The following is a 17,006-nucleotide window of genomic DNA, read 5'->3' as shown; positions in this document are numbered from 1 at the left end:
CACCTCACCCTTATGGATACACATCTCCGCCTCAAACCTCCAACTCATGTACCCACCTCACCCTTCTGGATACACATCTCTGCCTCAAACCTCCTACTCATGTATCCACCCTTCGCTTCTGGATACACATCTCTGCCTCAAACCTCTCACTCATGTATCCACCTCACTCTTCTGGATACATATCTCTGCCTCCAACCTTCATCTCATGTACCCACCTCACCCTTCTGGATACATATCTCTGCCTCAAACCTCCCACTCATGTATCCCCTCCACACTTCACACTCCTGGCTAAAGTCTTGACCGGGGCGCCACACGTTCTGCCAGTAGAATTGCCTATCAGCGTCATATCAAGAAATGAAAAAAACCGCCCAGATCATATCTGAGCGGTTTCCTTCTAAATCTATTCTTCCATTGTGGAAAGATCTCCAGTCGGCAGATCCAATTCCCATGCTTTCAACACACGTCTCATAATTTTTCCGCTGCGTGTTTTCGGCAGTTTGTCTTTGAATTCGATTTCCCTTGGAGCGGCATGAGCAGCCAATCCTTTTTTTACAAACTGGCGGATATCTTCCTTCAGTTCATCTGTCACTTCATACCCTTCACGCAGGGCCACGAAGGCTTTAATGATTTCCCCACGAACCGGGTCAGGTTTTCCGATGACTCCCGCTTCAGCAACGGCAGGATGTTCGACCAATTTGCTTTCCACTTCGAATGGTCCTACCCTTTCACCGGAAGTCATGATGACATCATCAATCCGGCCTTGGAACCAGAAGTAGCCATCTTCATCCATGTAGGCGGAATCCCCGGATACATACCAGTCGCCAGGCATGAAGTAGGAATCATACTTCTGCTCATTATTCCAGATGGCATTCATCATGGACGGCCATCCTCGTTTGATTGCGAGGTTCCCCATGCGATATGGAGGAAGCTCGTTCCCTTGATCATCGACGATCGCGGCTTCAATGCCCGGGATCGGTTTCCCCATCGACCCTGGCTTGATTTCCATGCAAGGGTAGTTGCAGATAACCTGTCCGCCGGTTTCCGTCATCCACCATGTATCATGGATGCGAAGATGGAAGACCTTCATTCCCCAGCGGATTACTTCAGGGTTCAATGGTTCCCCCACGCTCAGAATATGTCTCAGGCTGCTTAAATCAAAACTTTTCACAACCTCATCCCCGGCGCCCATCAGCATCCGGAAGGCGGTAGGGGCACTGTACCACACAGTGACTCCATATTTCTGAATGGTATTGTACCATTTTTCAGGCTTGAACCTTCCTCCAGCAATAATATTGGACGCTCCCGTCAGCCATGGTCCAAAGATTCCATACGAAGTCCCTGTCACCCAGCCCGGATCAGCTGTACACCAGTAAACATCATCCTCCTGCAGGTCGAGGACCCACTTCGCTGTTTGGTAGTGCTGAAGCATCGCATTATGGACATGAAGGACTCCTTTAGGCTTTCCGGTGGAGCCTGACGTGTAGTGAAGGATCATTCCGTCCGTCAAATCGACCCACTCGATATCCAGCTTATCACTGGCTTCATTAAATCGGGTCATGAAGTCTGTGTACTTCCCTTCTTCCTCTATTCCTTCTCCAACGAGAAGTACATGTTCTAATGCAGGAAGTTCATCCACAGGAACTCTTTCAAGTAATTCTGGGGTGGTCACAAGGACTTTCGCTTCGCTGTCTTCAAGACGGTCCCTGACAGCACCCTCCATGAATGCTTCAAACAATGGACCGACAATGGCTCCCAGTTTAATAGCGCCGAGCACGGTAAAGTATAATTCTGGGGATCTCGGCATAAAGATGAAAACTCTATCGCCTTTTTCCACATCACCATACGTCTTCAGGACATTTCCTGCTTTATTAGTCAGATTTTTCATTTCTCTGTAAGTATACTTTTCATCTCTGGTGTCGTCGCTGTAGTATAGAGCCACTTTGTTTTTCCTGAACGACTCTGCATGCCGGTCGATCGCTTCATATGCAATGTTCACACGGCCTGTTTCATTCCAGGAAAAATTCTTTTTCGTTTCGTTCCAATCGAAATCCTTGTACGTATCTCCATAACTAGAAAGATTGTAGTTTCCTTGAGTTACTGGCAGCGCTTCCAACTTCATTGTAGCGATTCCTCCTTATGTAAGAAATTACTATATTATTATAGTACAAAAATCTATTTTTCTCAATTTTAAAAATTGTTCGATTTTTACTTTTTGTTATACTATTGGTATGTAAGGTTCTTCCCCGTTATGAAAAAATTCATTAAAAAGACTATAGCAGAGCCTTCTGGCGGCTATGTAGTCTGCTAGTTTTATGTAATAATCAATATGTATATTATTTTGAGGCGGTGACAAAATGAACCACCAAAAAACGTATAACGCGATGGAATTGAAAACTCCAAAAGGCAACTTGATCATTGAAGGGCCTGTTCCAGTAAATGAATTGATAGATTTGGAGTTTCATGAAGACCTGACAGCTTTCCGCACCCCGGAAAAACAACATAAAGCAATTGTAGAAATAGCCGGGCTGCCGGAGGGAAGAATCATCATAGCAAGGGAAGACAACATCATAGTCGGTTATGTTACATACTTGTATCCCGACCCTTTGGAACGCTGGTCGCAGGGAAAAATGGAAGAACTGATCGAGCTTGGAGCCATTGAAGTCATTCCAAAATTCAGGGGAGCTTCAGTCGGAAAGAATCTGCTCAGGGTGTCCATGATGGACGATGCGATGGAAGATTACATTATCATCACAACAGAATATTACTGGCATTGGGATTTGAAAGGAACTGGATTGAACGTCTGGGAATATCGAAAAATCATGGAGAAAATGATGAATGCAGGCGGTTTGGAATACTACGCCACTGACGATCCTGAAATCAGTTCACACCCAGCCAACTGCCTTATGGCCAGAATCGGAAAAAGAATTGAAAGCGAGTCAGTCCAGAGTTTTGACAGATTAAGATTCATGAACCGCTATATGTATTAACGACTCTCTCAAAGGGGATGGAAAACCATGATAGTAGAAGAAATCATGATAACAGAAGTAGAGACGCTAAGAGCAGATGATACAATAGAGCAGGCAATCAAAACCATGCGGGATAAAAAGGTCAGGCACATTCCCATTGTCGATGAAAATATGGCCGTAATCGGCATTGTCAGTGACAGGGACGTCAAAGATGGCACCCCGTCAATTTTCCAAAAAGACAAAGCAGCTGAAGAGCTCCAAAATCCTCTAAAGCTGATCATGAAAACAAATGTCATCACAGGACATCCTCTCGACTTTGTTGAAGAGGCGGCAGCGCTATTCTATGAACACCATATCGGCTGCCTTCCGATTGTGAAGGAAAATAAGCTGGTTGGAATCATAACGGAGACCGACCTTCTTTATACACTGATTCAATTGACAGGAGCGCATCAGCCCGGATCACAAATCGAGGTAAAAGTGGAAAACCGATCCGGCGTCTTGTATGAAGTGGCCGGAATCATACGTAACCATAATGCCAACATCCACAGTGTCCTTGTTTACCCGGACAGACATGATGAAAAATACAAGGTCCTGGTTTTCAGGGTACGAACGATCAATCCTATGGCTGTCATAGATGATTTAAAGAAAGAAGGGTATGAAGTTCTCTGGCCGAACATGCCCGGTATGTCATCATGAAGAAGGAGGCTCTGTTTGTCTATTCTGATAAGCTTTTAGACTACCGTTTTTCCGAGAATCATCCTTTTAACCAATTCAGGCTGAAGCTGACCATCGATCTGCTGCAAGAAGCGGGGGCACTGAATCAAGATGACCTAATAGAGCCCAGAATGGCCACTGAGGAAGAACTTCACCTGGTTCATGACCCTTCTTTCGTAAGCGCTGTCAAATCTGCGGGAAACGGCACCCTTTCTCCTGAAAAAGCAGAAAGCTATGGAATTGGTACAGAGGATACTCCGATTTTCAAAGGAATGCACGAAGCCAGCTCCCTCTTAGTCGGGGGCACGCTGACAGCCGTCGATTGCGTCATGGGGGGAGTTTCCCGTCACGCCGCACACTTAGGCGGAGGCCTTCATCACGGATTCAAAGGAAAGGCATCGGGTTTCTGCATTTATAACGACAGTTCTGTTGCCATTAAGTACATGCAGGAAAAATATAATGCCAGAGTCTTATATGTAGACACCGACGCCCACCATGGAGATGGTGTACAATGGTCCTTTTATGATGATCCCGATGTCTGCACCCTGTCCATCCATGAGACTGGCAGATATCTGTTTCCCGGCACCGGCAATATCAATGAACGGGGCCACGGAAAAGGCTATGGATACTCTTTCAACATTCCGCTTGATGCTTTTACCGAAGATGAATCATGGCTTCAGGCATACGAAACCTCTTTCAGAGAAGTGGTAAAGTTTTTCAAGCCGGATGTGATCCTGACCCAGAACGGAACCGATGCCCATTACTATGATCCGTTGACTCACCTGTCTTCTACGATGAATATTTATCAAAAGATCCCTCAGATTGCTCATGAACTCGCTCATGAGTACTGTGACGGCCGGTGGATAGCTGTCGGAGGCGGAGGCTATGACATTTGGCGGGTCGTTCCCCGGGCATGGAGCCTGTTGTGGATGGAGATGGCACAGCGAACCGAAGGGATGAAGCAGTTTCCTGAGCAATGGACAAACCGCTGGCAGGAAAAAGCACCCGTCCCCTTGCCAATAAGCTGGGATGATCCACCGGGGATTTATCCAGCTATCCCGAGGAAGCCTGAAATTACTGAAAAGAACTTTCAAACTGTTGAAAAAGCTCTTTATCAACTGAGACAGCAGCAAGGGACTAACAAATCTTCTGCACAGTAACTGGTGCTCTGGCTGCCAAATGATTGGTCCAAGAGGGTTTTAACACCTATTGCTTGCAGCCTTAAAACATATTATTTTGGAATCCATGCAGGACTTTGCTTATCTTCCTGCATGGATTTTCTTTTTTGAGGAGTCGATGCTGTCTGGACGGGATTCGGACAGCCTCGATCTTCTTTTTGGGGATTCCATGCTGTCTGATCTCACTTCTGACGGCATCGATTTTCTATTTTGGGGATTCTATGCTGTCTGCTCTCATTTGTGACGGCATCGATTTTCTTTTTGGGGATTCCCTGCTGTCTGATCTCATTTGTGACGGCATCGATTTTCTTTTTGGGGGATTCCATGCTGTCTGATCTCCCTTCTGACAGCATCGATTTTCTTTCCTGGGGATTCCGTGCTGTCTGATCTCCCTTCTGGCGGCATCGATTTTCTTTTTTGGGGATTCTATGCTGTCCGATCTCCCTTCTGACAGCATCGATTTTCTTTTTTGGGGAATTCCATGCTGTCTGATCTCACTTCTGACAGCATCGATTTTCTTTTTGGGGTATACCATGCTGTCTGCTCTCACTTCTGACAGCATCGATTTTCATTTTTTGGGGATTCCATGCTATTTGGTCTCACTTCTAACAACATCATTTTCGGTTTCTAATTTTCATGCTGTATAAAGCCGCTTTTAACAACATCATTTTCCGTTTCCTGATTTTCATGCTGTATAACACCACTTTTAACAGCATCATTTTCCGGTTTCTGATTTTCATGCTGTATAACCCCGCTTTTAACAACATCATTTCTCGGTTTTCTAATTTTTATGCTGTATAAAACCACTTTTAACAACATCATTTCTCGGTTTTCTAATTTTCATGCTGTATAAAACCACTTTTAACAACATCATTTTCCAGGTTTTCTGTTTTCATGCTGTATAAACCCACTTTTAACAACATCAATTCTCGGTTTTCTAATTTTCATGCTGTATAAACCCACTTTTAACAACATCAATTCTCGGTTTTCTAATTTTCATGCTGTATAAAACCACTTTTAACAACATCATTTTCCGTTTTCCTGATTTTCATGCTGTATAAACTCGCTTTTAACAGCATCAACTTCCGGTTTTCTAATTTTCATGATGTATAAAACCACGTTTAACAACATCATTTCTCAACTTTCTGATTTTCATGCTGTATAAAACCACTATTAACAGCATCATTTCTCGTTTTAAAGATTTCGATGATGATTATTTCTCACCAAGCCTTCCTCACCCCCGAAACCCGCATTATAAGATTACCCATTAAACCGGCTATCCCATCTCAAATCAAACCAAACAAAAAAGCGCGCCTCCCCAAAAGGAAGGCGCGCTTCGCATTAATTTTATTTCGTAGAATCTCTCTCTTCAATTCTATGCGGAAGAACAACAGTGTTCTCATCGACTTTTTCTTTGTTCATATATTTTGTCAGTAGGCGCATGGCCACGGCACCGATATCATATAATGGCTGAACGATCGATGTCAGCTGCGGGCGTACCATAAGTGCAAGCCTTGTGTTATCGAAGCTGATGACTTCTGCTTCTTCAGGGATATTGACCCCTTCATCCTGTGCTCCGTGAACGACACCAAGAGCCATCTCGTCATTTCCTACGAATACAGCTGTCGGCTTATCAGTAAGCTCACGCAGCTTCTGCCAGGCTTCAAGCCCTGAATCATATGTGTAATCACCTTCGACTACAAGCTCTTCATTGAACTCGATTCCTGCTTCTTCCAAGGCTTTCTTGTAACCAGGAAGTTTGGCTTCGTTATTGACCTTATCATGGAAAGGACCGCTGACATAGGCAACTCGTTTGTGGCCTTTGGCAATCAGTTCTTTGACAGCGTCATAGGCTGCCTCTTGATAATCGATGTTAACAGAAGGAATTTTCCCGGAATCTTCAACCGTTCCTGCCAATACGATCGGTACTGGGGATAGTTCAAATTCCTTGACGTGTTCTTCAGTGATATTTCCACCCATGAATACAATTCCATCCACCTGCTTGCCGAGCATGGTGTTCAAAAGGTGCAGTTCTTTCTCTGTGTTTTGATCGGAATTGCTAAGAATGATGTTGTACTTGTACATCGTCGCGATATCTTCAATTCCCCTTGCCAGTTCAGCAAAGAAGATGTTGGATATATCCGGGATGATAACACCCACTGTAGTGGTTTTCTTGCTGGCAAGACCCCTGGCGACAGCATTCGGCCTGTAGCCCAGCCTGTCGATTACCTCAACCACCTTTTTTCTTGTTGCGGGTTTCACATTCGGGTTCCCATTGACTACACGGGAAACCGTCGCCATGGAGACATTAGCTTCCCTGGCTACATCATATATCGTTACATTCATGGATTCCACTCCTTCAATTTCGTTTTAGCTTATCCCTTATCTTACACTAATTTACCATCTTTAATAATTACAGTTAAAATTTCATCTCGTCCCCATTATTAATATAGCTATATCATACTTGAGTGTACGCCTCTCTGCAATCAATCCACACTTGATTCCTAACGGAAAAGACGCTTTTTGAAAATAACTTTCATTTCAATCTTTAAGGCGAGTCTTAAAAAAAGTACCAGCCTCAACACCAAATAGTAATTAAGAGCTGTGACCCCTAGAAATCAAATCCCCCAACGAAACCTAAAAATGGCCATCACATAGATGACCATTGGGTATTGCTTATTTCCCTGCCGTTAACTCTCTATAGAAATGATCAAACTGCTCCAGGTCCATCTGCTGAGCCGCATCAGACAGTGCTACAGCAGGATCTGGATGAACCTCTGCCATCACGCCGTCTGCTCCGATTGCCAGCGCAGCTTTTGCCGCCGGCAGCAATAAATCGCGCCTGCCGGTTGAATGGGTGACATCGACAAATACAGGAAGATGCGTTTCTTGTTTGAGAATGGGTACTGCAGAGATATCAAGGGTGTTCCTGGTAGCGCGTTCATACGTCCGGATCCCTCTCTCGCATAGAATAATATCCCCGTTTCCTTGGGAAATGATATATTCAGCAGCATTCATGAACTCCTCAAGAGTTGCAGATAGTCCCCTTTTCAAAAGAACAGGCTTCCTTGCAGAGCCAGCAGCTTTCAGTAATTCAAAGTTTTGCATATTGCGGGCACCGATCTGAATGACATCCACATAATCACATGCTGGTTCGATATCGGCTGGATTGACAATTTCACTGACAACTGCAAGATTGAACTCGTCAGCCGCTTTTCTCAAAATTTTCAATCCTTCCATACCCAGCCCTTGGAAGTCATAAGGAGAAGTACGGGGTTTGAAGGCTCCTCCCCTGATAAGGCCCAGACCTTTCCCTTTTATAGCACTTGCAACTTCAGCAACTTGTTCATACGATTCCACAGCGCAAGGACCAAATATGAAGTGAGGATTTCCGTCACCGATTTCCTCTCCATTAACTTTGACTATCGTGTCGGAAGGCTTTTTCTTCCTGGAAACCAGCAATTCTTTTCGGTGGCTGTCCTGAAGAAGGTCAAGTCCAGCTTTAAATATCTCTTTGAATATATGTTCAATCGTAGTGTTGTCGAAAGGTCCCTCGTTTTGGTCAATGATATTGTTTAGCATGTCTCTTTCCCGGACAGGGTCGAAGCGGTTCATTCCCTGTCTTTCTTTAACCCCTCCAATTTCCTGTACAAGACGGGCGCGTTCATTGATACTTTCCAGCAGCTTCAAGTTTATTTCATCGACCCGGCTTCTCAGCTGATCGAGTTCTTTATTACTCACAACCAAACATCCTCTCTGTCTTGGCATCCTTTTATTTTCCGATAAAATTTCACTGCTTGTACAAGATCCTAGCCCCCTCAACTTATTATGTTAAGGAGTCCTGAGAATCCGTTCTTTCATAAAGCAGCTGATCTTTAATTTCAACACTGCATACTTTTTTCCTAAAAGTATGATACATTTTTTATAATAGGATTTATTATAATGGAATGTAACGCAAAAGTCACGGAAAACACTTTAACCTTTCAACGCATTCACGTGTTAAAGTGCATTTAAGTGTTTTCCTATGAGATTGCCGGTTAACGGTGAGATAAATGTAAAATCATACTCAGTGAAATAGATTAAAGTGGGTGTTGTAAAGTGACGGATAAAATGAAAATATTCGCATTGGATATCGGTACAAGGTCTGTAGTGGGAATCATCCTGACTGAAAATGAAAACAAGCAATTCGAGGTCATTGACATCCTTTCTCAAGAGCACAAGGAACGTGCGATGCTGGATGGCCAAATTCATGATGTACCTGCTGTAGCTGCTGTCATTTCCACCATAAAAACAGAAATGGAAAAGAAGCACGGTCCTCTTCAGAAGGTCTGTGTGGCAGCTGCAGGAAGGGCTTTAAAAACCGAGACCGCCACTGCCTCCATTTCAATTGCGGGAAAACCTCTTCTGACAAAAGAAGATGTACTGCATCTCGAACTTAGTGCTGTACAGCAAGCCCAGGCCCACGCTGCACATGAAGGAGACCAAACCTATCATTATTACTGTGTCGGCTACTCTGTTCTTTATTATAAGCTTGATGGAGAGGAAATCGGCAGCCTCGTCGATCAGCAAGGAGACCAGGCCACCGTTGAAATCATCTCTACCTTTCTTCCAAAAGTAGTGGTTGAGTCCCTCTTGGCCGCATTGAACAGGGCCGGGTTGGAAATGGAAGCATTAACGCTCGAACCGATTGCTGCCATTAACGTTCTCATTCCCGCTTCGATGAGAAGATTGAATGTCGCATTGGTCGATATCGGAGCTGGTACATCAGACATTGCCTTGACGGATATGGGAACCATCATTGCATTTGGAATGGTTCCGACTGCCGGAGATGAAATCACTGAAGCAATCAGTGATGCCCTGCTTCTGGACTTTCCACTTGCCGAACAGGCTAAAAGAGAACTGATTCACCAGGAGACCATAACTGTCTCCGATATTCTTGGCTTTGAAACAGAAATTTCCAGAGAAGAGGCCGTTACTCAAATTTCTCCAGCAATTGATCACCTTGCACAAGAAATCAAAGCGGAAATCCTCAGGCTTAATAATGGCAAACCCCCGAAAGCAGTCATGCTGGTCGGGGGCGGAAGTTTGACACCCGAACTTCCTGAAAGGTTAGCCTCTGCCCTTCAGCTTCCGATTAACCGGGTGGCAGTGCGTGGAACGGATGCAATTCAGGATCTGCAAATCATCAATGAAGTGTCTAAAGGCCCTGAACTTGTTACCCCTATAGGAATTGCGATAGCTGCCAAGAAAGCACCGGTCCAATACGTGACTGCCTATGTGAATGAACAACCTGTTCGTCTCTTCGAAGTGAAAGAACTGACAATAGGAGACTGCCTGCTTGCAGCTGGTCTGAAAGTGAATAAGTTGTATGGAAAACCCGGGATGGCGATGATTGTCTCTGTTAACGGACAATCCATTACGTTACCTGGAAAACACGGAAAAGCTCCAACCATTTTAAAAAATGGCCAAAGAAGCGGGATCGATCAGCCTATTCAAAATGGAGACCGGATTACTGTTTTAAAAGGAGAAAATGGAGAAGCACCAGCCGTGAAAATTTCTGATTTAATAGAGACACAGCCTGAAATGGTTCTGACCATCAACAATGAGGCATTCACGCTTCCTATGGATTTGATGGTGAACGGAAAACCTTCTTCGCTGGATAATTTTGTACAGGACAGAGATACAATTGAGGTCGAACCGCTCCCTTCAGTTGAATCTGTACTAAAACGAACGGGACATGAGGAGCTGACCAAGCATCTCAGAACGTTCCATATTACCATCAATGAAAAAGAAACATTCATCCCGGCCTTCTCAGGCAGGATTACAATAAATGAAAGAGAAGCCCGGCTGTCGACCATCATCAAAAACGGGGATGTCATCGAGGTAACAAAACCCGACTCCCCTACATTGAGGATGATTACAGAGAAAAAACAAATGAACCTTAGCGACAGGATTACAATATTTTTTAATGATCAAGAACTGGAACTTGCTAAAGAGGCTGCAGAGGTGTTCCGTAATGGAGAAAAACTTTCAGAAGACAGTTTGATTCATACAGGAGACAAATTGATGTCCATTGCCAAAGAATCAGGATCTTTTATATTCCAGGACCTCTTCAGACACATCGAAATCGAGATGCCCTCCAACGCTGGAGGTAAATTCCTTCTTTTAAAAAATGGAGAAGAAACTACTTTCTATGAAAGCATACAGACCGGTGACAAACTTGAAATCCGGTGGCCGCTTTCCGTGTAGCACTAAAAAGCGGAACGGCCCCGTTCAGCGGCGTACGGACTGGACTGACTCCGCATGAGATAAAGGAAACACAACGAACAAAGTGAGTTGATGTTGACTTATCTTATAAAGTGGAGAGGTCCCGCTTAGCGGCGTACAGATTGTAGGGCTCTCGTATGAGATAAAGGAATCACAACGAACAAAGTGAGTTGATGATGACTTATCGCAAGGAGAGAGACCGAAATCTGCTAGCCGTTGGGGCCTTGGAGCTGGATTGCATAAAAAGCGGAAAGGCCCAGCTCAGCGGCGTACGGACTGTACCAGCCCCGCATGAGATAAAGGAATCACGAAGAACGAAGTGATTCGATGAAGACTTATCGCAAGGAGAGAGACCGAAATCTGCTAGCCGGTGGGGCCTTGGAGCTGGATTGCATAAAAAGCGGAAGCGCCCCGTTTAGCCCCGGCAGGCAAATGTTCCCTGGAGAAATATAGGCGGTTTTTCCTTTTGTTCTCCAGGGATTATTTGACCCCGAGGGGCTAAGTCCGTTCCAGTGGGTACGGAGTCCCATCGGGTGCTGGATTCAGAAACGCTGCCTAATTTCCACTCTAAAAATATTCTTCAAAAAGAAAGACTGAGGGAAGGCCCTCAGTCTCTTTTTGGTTATACACTTGCCAATTCTTTGCTGGTAATCTTCCAATGTGATTCGTTCCAAACAGGCTTACCGTCCTTAAACAGGAAGGCTTGAGGGGATTCATGTTTAATGGCAAAGGTTTCTGCAATATGATTGGATAAATCCCTTGATTCCTGGACCGCTAAATAATAGGCTTCCCCCTCATCATTTTCTTTTACAAACCTTTGATATTCATCAAATGCACTGCCGCTGATTGGACAAGTTAAGCTGTGCTTTAGAAAAAAGAATTTATCCTTCTCTTTCAGAAGCTGATTGAATTCTTCGATGGTCTCAATTTTTTTCACCATTCCCGCTCCTTTCAACAGAAAACGGTGAGGCTGTTCCGCCTTCACCGCCATCATTGTTATTGTTTGATTGTCTGCTCTGTATCATCAAATGCTTTTTTGGTTTCTTCAAGCTTTTGATTGAGTTCCTGAGCGTCATTTTGCTCTGTTTCAACAGGAAGCTGCTCTTCGCCTGTTACTTCGCTGTTATCTTCATTCTTTCCTGATTTCACTTTATTAACCAGGTTAGTGGACTGCTCCGTCACAGACTTTGTGATCCCGGATGTTTTTCCTTAGCTGCGGCAGCAAGTTCATTGCCTCGTTCCATAGCTGTTTCTCTCCACTGGCCGCTTTTTCTTTTAAGGTGCCTGCGTGTGTGTTCAAATCATCACGAAGTTCTTTACCTGACTTTGGAGCAAGGAATAAAGCTGTTGCTGCTCCAACAATTCCGCCGATCAAGGAGCCGATCAAGAAATCCTTGGCATTGATGCTGCCTTCATGAGTAGCATTGCCGGTATTAGTTCCACCGTTTGGGTGGCCGTGGCTCACCTGGTTTTTGTACACATCATTTTGTTGAGTCATCATTACATCCTCCCTTGAATAAAAAATTAATTCTGTCTTGCTCTCTGAATCATTTGCTCGCGTCTTTCTACCTCTGCAGAAGCCCTGGCCTCTTCAGCCGCATACGCATTTCTGGTGCCGTGATATGGTTTTTCCTTGGCTTTCCACTTATCACGAAGCTCCATAGCCGCTTTTCCCCATTGAACAACCTGGGAGATTCTGTCTTGATTCTTCTCCAAATTAGTGGAAATTGAAGTGGTAACCTTTTTAACAGATGAATTTAAACCTTGAATGGAACTGCCTACATCTTTTACTGCATATACGACAGTGTTCAATTCTTCTGACTTCTGCTGGATGTCCTCTGCAAGCCTGTTCGTCTTATGTAGAAGATCAGCAGATTCCTTTGTTACTCCCTGTAGCTGTGTTTCCAAACCATCTAAGGTATGGGAGACACTATCTAAAGTCGATTGTACCGACTTAAGGGTTTTTGTCAGACTAATTACCAATACCAAGAAAGCGATGGCAATCACTGCGACACTCAAATATAAAATAATCTCCATTTCATCAGCACCTCCTGTTTATATAGCATTTCTTTACCCGGCACCGAACTCCCTTAAACACTACTTTCTCTGCCGGCGAATAAATATCCTGCCTAATTCACAGATTATTATTTCCTGATATCTCTTTTCTAGTAATTATGTTTTAGATAGGCAGCATAAGGTTTTTACAGCACAAGATTTTTTATAAAAATCTGACGTTTTCGGTTACAATATATATAGGTTCTTTATCTGCGCTCTCACAAACAGAGCGTAAGGACTATTCATTTAGGAGGAATACATATGAAAGACCCGCGAATTGAAAAGCTGGCGAGAAACCTGATTCAATACTCTGTGCAGCTTCAAAAAGGTGAAAAGGTATTAATCGAAAATTTCGGCTTGCAGCGTGAACTGGTGACAGCATTGGTCAAGGAAGCCTACGCTGCCGGCGGATACCCATTTGTCTCGCTGAAAGATCATGCAGTCGACCGCTCTCTATTGATGGGCGCACAAGAGGAACAATACGAAATGTTGGCTGAATTTGAAGCCGGAGTAATGGATAAGATGGATGCCTATATTGGGCTTCGTTCCGGAGATAATATTAATGAGCATGCTGATGTACCGGATGAAAAGATGAAAATCCAGGGAAGCACTGTCGGTAAGAAGGTCCACCGCGAAATCCGCGTTCCAAAGAAAAAGTGGGTGGTGCTGAGGTACCCGAATGCTTCCATGGCACAACTGGCAAAAATGAGCACAGAAGCATTTGAAGATTTCTACTTTGATGTCTGCAATCTTGATTACGCTAAAATGGACAAAGCGATGGACGGCCTGGTTGAACTAATGAACAAAACAGATAAAGTACGGATAACTGGAGAAGGAACCGAACTTACTTTTTCTATAAAGGACATCCCAGCTGTTAAATGTGCTGGCCGCTTGAACATCCCGGACGGAGAAGTCTACACTGCTCCGGTAAAAGATTCCGTCAACGGTACCATCACTTATAACACGCCGTCTCCTTATCATGGCTTCACTTATGAAAACGTGAAACTGACTTTTGAAAACGGAAAGGTTGTTTCAGCTGAAGCCAATGATACGGAAAGAATCAATAAGATCTTTGACACTGACGAAGGCGCACGTTTCATAGGTGAATTTGCCATCGGGGTCAACCCTTACATCCTTCATCCAATGCAGGACATCCTGTTCGATGAAAAAATTGACGGCAGTTTCCACTTCACACCGGGAGAGTGCTATGAGCAGGCCTACAACGGCAATCACTCCAATATCCACTGGGATATGGTCATGATCCAAAGACCTGAATACGGTGGGGGAGAAATCTATTTTGATGATGTGTTGATCCGTAAAGACGGACGCTTTACTCTTCCTGAGCTGGAGCAGCTTAATCCTGAAAACTTGAAATAGGAACGAATCATTTTTGAAGTAATAATGATGAGTAAAAACAAAGAGGCACTGCAAGAAAAATTTGCAGTGCCTCTTTGTTTTTATAAAGCCACCGTTCGTTGAGAAGAATTTATTCACTTATCCTTTACTTTAACCTTGTGTTCCTCATAACTGTCAGTGTTCTTCAAGATAATAAGCCATTCACCTTTCTCTGCATCGTAAGAAATGGTTCGGGCAGTTAAAATTTCATTCTCAAATTTATTTTGGGATAATGCTTTATTTAAGGCTTCAGCTTCAGAAAGTGCTGCACCTTCTGGAGAAGAGCTTGGCATAACTTCTAACTTGCCAACAGCCGCTTGGCCTGGATATGAGGTGTCCATTCCGCCATCAAACCATATCTTCACTTGTTCTCCTACTTTAACGTCATTAGGTGCTTCATTTGCCCATACCGCATCATAATATTCTTCCACTCCGCCATTGCCGCTGTATTCCTTGGCTTCTGCACTGACAACTAAAATCTTTTGCCCTGTCTTATCCATTACATATCCAGTAATCCCTGGTTCTCCACCACCTTTATTACCATTTTCATTACTGCATGCAGCTAATATAAAAAGCATAAATACTGCAAAACAAACTAATAGATTACGCATTATAGCCCCCCTGCTATATTTGACGTATTTTACTTCTAATAGTTTCAAACAAAGGCTACAGCTAAATCAGCCTGCCATTTACCAATACATTGTTGGAGTGTTCCATTGGTTTTATTTCTCGATCTCATACACCAGCACATCAAAAAGCTTATCTCCATCGTATAAAAGGAATGCCCATTCGCCTCCTTTTGGAATGGTGACTGAGCTTGGTACATGAGCGTCAGCTCCATTTACCGCACTCCCCAGCTGCATGGTCCACTTCCACCCATTATCCAAGATAGGGTGAACAGTTTGGGAGCCTCTATGAAACCCTGCCACTGTAAATTCCGATGATTTATTGCCCCAAAGATGCCACATCCACTTTTGGGGTGTTAAGCTCGGCATATCCATGCCTATAACGCCTGATTTATTTTCATTCCCAATAATCCCTCTGTCAAAGTTGACCGCCTTCCTGTTCCAATCGATTGTTTCTAAGTCCTCTTTCTTTACGAATTCAGGAATGTCTTCAGGCATTTCTATTCCTATTTCTTCATTAACAGATAAAACGACATCTCCATAGTACTCTCCATTTAGTTTTACCTCATATTTCCATAGACCTCCGTAAGGAATTTCGAAATTGGCTGTGAATCGCTGAAGGGAGCTATAACCTGGAGACGGCTCTTTTATTATTTTAGATACCACACTAATTTTTTCGCTGGTTTCTTTATTGAGAGCATCTATTGTTAACTCCTTTCCTTTATAGACATCGAACGGTTCCTGAAAACTGAAAAGATATCCGGATGGTTTTCCTGCTGTTAGTCCCTGCTCCGGAAAGACCCTGAATTTTTCTTTATGGTTTTGAACGAATTGATCGCTGATTTCCCAATCTTTTGAAGCTGCAGGATTAGAACTCTGATTATCATCCAGATTCGGCATCACATGAGTAGAGAATAAAAGAAGCATGATTGCTATTGCTGCCGCTGATAAGGAGAATATCATAAAACCGGCAGGCTTAGGAGCTAAGTTTCTTTCATCTGAATGAATGGCTGATATTACCCTTTGTTTTTGGCTTTCTGTAAAGTGGGATCCTTCATGGGTCGTAGCATCCATCGCTTTCTTCAGATTTTCCAGTTTGTCATTCATAGCTTCTCCCCCTTTCCATTACCTTTTTGAGCTTGGCTCTTCCTCTATTCAGTCTTGTTTTTACCGTATTGGTATTCATATTCAAAATATCGCCGATTTTATCAATCGGCAGATCTTCATAGTAATAAAGGGTAATGACTTCACGATATTTTACAGGCAGCTTTAGTACACTTTTGGAAAGGTGCTCCTCCTCGCTGCGCTTAATCAACATCGTGTCAGGCGGGGGTTCGTTTGATTTGAGTGCGCTAAGAAGACTTGACTGAAAAACTGTTTTTCGATATGAGGCGCTTTTTAGCATATCCTTCGACTTATTGATTGTCAGTCTGTAAATCCAAGGTTTAAAGGCAAGAATTTCATCAAGGTTTTCATAATGATGAAAGCATGTGACAAAAACATCCTGGACAATATCTTCAGCAAGCTTCCAATCCTTTACATAGTTATAGGCAAGCTTTGACAGATTCTCCCCATACATATCCATAATGGCCTCAAGCCACGCATCTTTCCCCAAAGGAAAATCAGAATCATTTTTTGTGACACTGGTCAAAAGGTTCTCACCCCGTTTTCTTCTTTACTGCTAAGACGATTCAACTGCTGGAAGGTTTCACTTATTTTAAAAATTATTCCTTTAGTGCTTTAAAGCGCGAAGAGGGACTGTCCCTTTTTGTGCATTAAAGTAATAAAGTCTGCACACTAAAAAA

17 protein-coding genes are annotated in these 17,006 nt (G+C 43.6%); 5 read left to right on the top strand and 12 right to left on the bottom strand.

The window, feature by feature from the left end; all coding sequences use genetic code 11:
• Window positions 1-400: 400 nt before the first annotated feature.
• A complete protein-coding gene (gene acsA, locus B9Z54_RS06380) occupies window positions 401-2,119 on the bottom strand; it encodes an acetate--CoA ligase (protein ID WP_113927637.1) in 1,719 nt (572 codons plus the stop codon).
• Window positions 2,120-2,354: 235 nt separating this feature from the next.
• On the opposite strand from acsA, the gene B9Z54_RS06375 reads away from it, so the two are divergent.
• From B9Z54_RS06375 to B9Z54_RS06365, 3 genes are read left to right on the top strand one after another with little or no spacing between them, the layout of a single operon-like run.
• On the top strand, window positions 2,355-2,987 hold the full coding sequence (locus tag B9Z54_RS06375) for a GNAT family N-acetyltransferase (RefSeq protein ID WP_113927636.1): 633 nt from the start codon (window positions 2,355-2,357) through the stop codon (window positions 2,985-2,987).
• A gap of 27 nt (window positions 2,988-3,014) precedes the next feature.
• Window positions 3,015-3,662 carry an acetoin utilization AcuB family protein gene (locus tag B9Z54_RS06370; protein ID WP_113927635.1) on the top strand — a complete coding sequence of 216 codons (648 nt, stop codon included), beginning with the start codon at window positions 3,015-3,017 and terminating at the stop codon, window positions 3,660-3,662.
• Entirely contained in the window at window positions 3,659-4,840 is a 1,182-nt protein-coding gene (locus tag B9Z54_RS06365) for an acetoin utilization protein AcuC (protein WP_113927634.1), read from the top strand. Before B9Z54_RS06370 ends, B9Z54_RS06365 begins: the two co-directional genes overlap by 4 nt.
• A 223-nt stretch (window positions 4,841-5,063) precedes the next feature.
• On the opposite strand, the gene B9Z54_RS06360 is transcribed toward B9Z54_RS06365, so the two are convergent.
• The 4 genes from B9Z54_RS06360 to B9Z54_RS06345 form a co-directional block, all read right to left on the bottom strand.
• Entirely contained in the window at window positions 5,064-5,393 is a 330-nt protein-coding gene (locus B9Z54_RS06360) for a hypothetical protein (protein ID WP_162785112.1), read from the bottom strand.
• Between the two features lie 92 nt (window positions 5,394-5,485).
• Window positions 5,486-5,677: a hypothetical protein gene (locus B9Z54_RS06355; protein ID WP_205207680.1), complete on the bottom strand. Its 192-nt coding sequence runs from the start codon at window positions 5,675-5,677 to the stop codon at window positions 5,486-5,488.
• Window positions 5,678-6,205: 528 nt separating this feature from the next.
• Window positions 6,206-7,204 (bottom strand): catabolite control protein A, encoded by a 999-nt coding sequence (ccpA, locus tag B9Z54_RS06350; protein ID WP_113927631.1) that lies wholly within the window; start codon window positions 7,202-7,204, stop codon window positions 6,206-6,208.
• 330 nt (window positions 7,205-7,534) lie between these two features.
• Window positions 7,535-8,599, bottom strand: coding sequence for a bifunctional 3-deoxy-7-phosphoheptulonate synthase/chorismate mutase (locus tag B9Z54_RS06345; RefSeq protein ID WP_113927630.1), 1,065 nt, complete (start codon window positions 8,597-8,599; stop codon window positions 7,535-7,537).
• Window positions 8,600-8,968: 369 nt separating this feature from the next.
• Between B9Z54_RS06345 and B9Z54_RS06340 the strand changes: the two genes are divergently transcribed.
• Window positions 8,969-11,107 (top strand): cell division protein FtsA, encoded by a 2,139-nt coding sequence (locus tag B9Z54_RS06340; RefSeq protein ID WP_205207679.1) that lies wholly within the window; start codon window positions 8,969-8,971, stop codon window positions 11,105-11,107.
• 640 nt (window positions 11,108-11,747) lie between these two features.
• Here the strand turns inward: B9Z54_RS06340 and ytxJ are convergent.
• Genes ytxJ through B9Z54_RS06320 form a run of 4 tightly spaced genes read right to left on the bottom strand, consistent with a single transcriptional unit; the run spans window position 11,748 to window position 13,162 of the window.
• Window positions 11,748-12,065: a bacillithiol system redox-active protein YtxJ gene (ytxJ, locus tag B9Z54_RS06330; protein ID WP_113927642.1), complete on the bottom strand. Its 318-nt coding sequence runs from the start codon at window positions 12,063-12,065 to the stop codon at window positions 11,748-11,750.
• A 56-nt stretch (window positions 12,066-12,121) separates the two neighbouring features.
• A complete protein-coding gene (locus B9Z54_RS25565) occupies window positions 12,122-12,274 on the bottom strand; it encodes a hypothetical protein (RefSeq protein ID WP_240189825.1) in 153 nt (50 codons plus the stop codon).
• Window positions 12,275-12,287: 13 nt separating this feature from the next.
• Entirely contained in the window at window positions 12,288-12,623 is a 336-nt protein-coding gene (locus B9Z54_RS06325) for a YtxH domain-containing protein (RefSeq protein WP_481747781.1), read from the bottom strand.
• 26 nt (window positions 12,624-12,649) lie between these two features.
• Complete coding sequence (locus B9Z54_RS06320; protein ID WP_113927627.1) at window positions 12,650-13,162, bottom strand: DUF948 domain-containing protein; 513 nt, start codon at window positions 13,160-13,162, stop codon at window positions 12,650-12,652.
• Between the two features lie 279 nt (window positions 13,163-13,441).
• On the opposite strand from B9Z54_RS06320, the gene B9Z54_RS06315 reads away from it, so the two are divergent.
• A complete protein-coding gene (locus tag B9Z54_RS06315; protein WP_113927626.1) occupies window positions 13,442-14,557 on the top strand; it encodes an aminopeptidase in 1,116 nt (371 codons plus the stop codon).
• A gap of 113 nt (window positions 14,558-14,670) precedes the next feature.
• Here the strand turns inward: B9Z54_RS06315 and B9Z54_RS06310 are convergent, their stop codons facing one another.
• The 3 genes from B9Z54_RS06310 to B9Z54_RS06300 form a co-directional block, all read right to left on the bottom strand.
• Window positions 14,671-15,186, bottom strand: coding sequence for a YobA family protein (locus B9Z54_RS06310; protein WP_113927625.1), 516 nt, complete (start codon window positions 15,184-15,186; stop codon window positions 14,671-14,673).
• A 111-nt stretch (window positions 15,187-15,297) separates the two neighbouring features.
• Window positions 15,298-16,308: a helix-turn-helix domain-containing protein gene (locus B9Z54_RS06305; protein WP_113927624.1), complete on the bottom strand. Its 1,011-nt coding sequence runs from the start codon at window positions 16,306-16,308 to the stop codon at window positions 15,298-15,300.
• The gene (locus B9Z54_RS06300; protein WP_240189823.1) at window positions 16,301-16,852 is read right to left on the bottom strand and encodes a sigma-70 family RNA polymerase sigma factor; all 552 of its coding nucleotides are present in this window, start codon (window positions 16,850-16,852) and stop codon (window positions 16,301-16,303) included. The genes B9Z54_RS06305 and B9Z54_RS06300 overlap by 8 nt, the downstream gene beginning before the upstream one ends.
• Between the last annotated feature and the right edge of the window lie 154 nt (window positions 16,853-17,006).

This window comes from Bacillus sp. P14.5 (assembly GCF_003316765.1).
Taxonomy (GTDB): domain Bacteria; phylum Bacillota; class Bacilli; order Bacillales; family Bacillaceae_B; genus Rossellomorea.
This window is presented reverse-complemented; position numbering and strand designations above follow the sequence as displayed.

Excerpts from the sequence above, each read along its gene's own strand:
- B9Z54_RS06325 (WP_481747781.1), bottom strand. The coding sequence starts at position 12,623 with ATGACTCAACAAAATGATGTGTACAAAAACCAGGTGAGCCACGGCCAC.
- ccpA (WP_113927631.1), bottom strand. The coding sequence starts at position 7,204 with ATGAATGTAACGATATATGATGTAGCCAGGGAAGCTAATGTCTCCATG.
- acsA (WP_113927637.1), bottom strand. The coding sequence starts at position 2,119 with ATGAAGTTGGAAGCGCTGCCAGTAACTCAAGGAAACTACAATCTTTCT.
- B9Z54_RS06310 (WP_113927625.1), bottom strand. The coding sequence starts at position 15,186 with ATGCGTAATCTATTAGTTTGTTTTGCAGTATTTATGCTTTTTATATTA.
- B9Z54_RS06355 (WP_205207680.1), bottom strand. The coding sequence starts at position 5,677 with ATGTTGTTAAAAGTGGTTTTATACAGCATAAAAATTAGAAAACCGAGA.
- B9Z54_RS06365 (WP_113927634.1), top strand. The coding sequence starts at position 3,659 with ATGAAGAAGGAGGCTCTGTTTGTCTATTCTGATAAGCTTTTAGACTAC.
- ytxJ (WP_113927642.1), bottom strand. The coding sequence starts at position 12,065 with ATGGTGAAAAAAATTGAGACCATCGAAGAATTCAATCAGCTTCTGAAA.
- B9Z54_RS06305 (WP_113927624.1), bottom strand. The coding sequence starts at position 16,308 with ATGAATGACAAACTGGAAAATCTGAAGAAAGCGATGGATGCTACGACC.
- B9Z54_RS06375 (WP_113927636.1), top strand. The coding sequence starts at position 2,355 with ATGAACCACCAAAAAACGTATAACGCGATGGAATTGAAAACTCCAAAA.
- B9Z54_RS06360 (WP_162785112.1), bottom strand. The coding sequence starts at position 5,393 with ATGGTATACCCCAAAAAGAAAATCGATGCTGTCAGAAGTGAGATCAGA.
- B9Z54_RS06370 (WP_113927635.1), top strand. The coding sequence starts at position 3,015 with ATGATAGTAGAAGAAATCATGATAACAGAAGTAGAGACGCTAAGAGCA.
- B9Z54_RS06315 (WP_113927626.1), top strand. The coding sequence starts at position 13,442 with ATGAAAGACCCGCGAATTGAAAAGCTGGCGAGAAACCTGATTCAATAC.
- B9Z54_RS06340 (WP_205207679.1), top strand. The coding sequence starts at position 8,969 with ATGAAAATATTCGCATTGGATATCGGTACAAGGTCTGTAGTGGGAATC.
- B9Z54_RS06320 (WP_113927627.1), bottom strand. The coding sequence starts at position 13,162 with ATGGAGATTATTTTATATTTGAGTGTCGCAGTGATTGCCATCGCTTTC.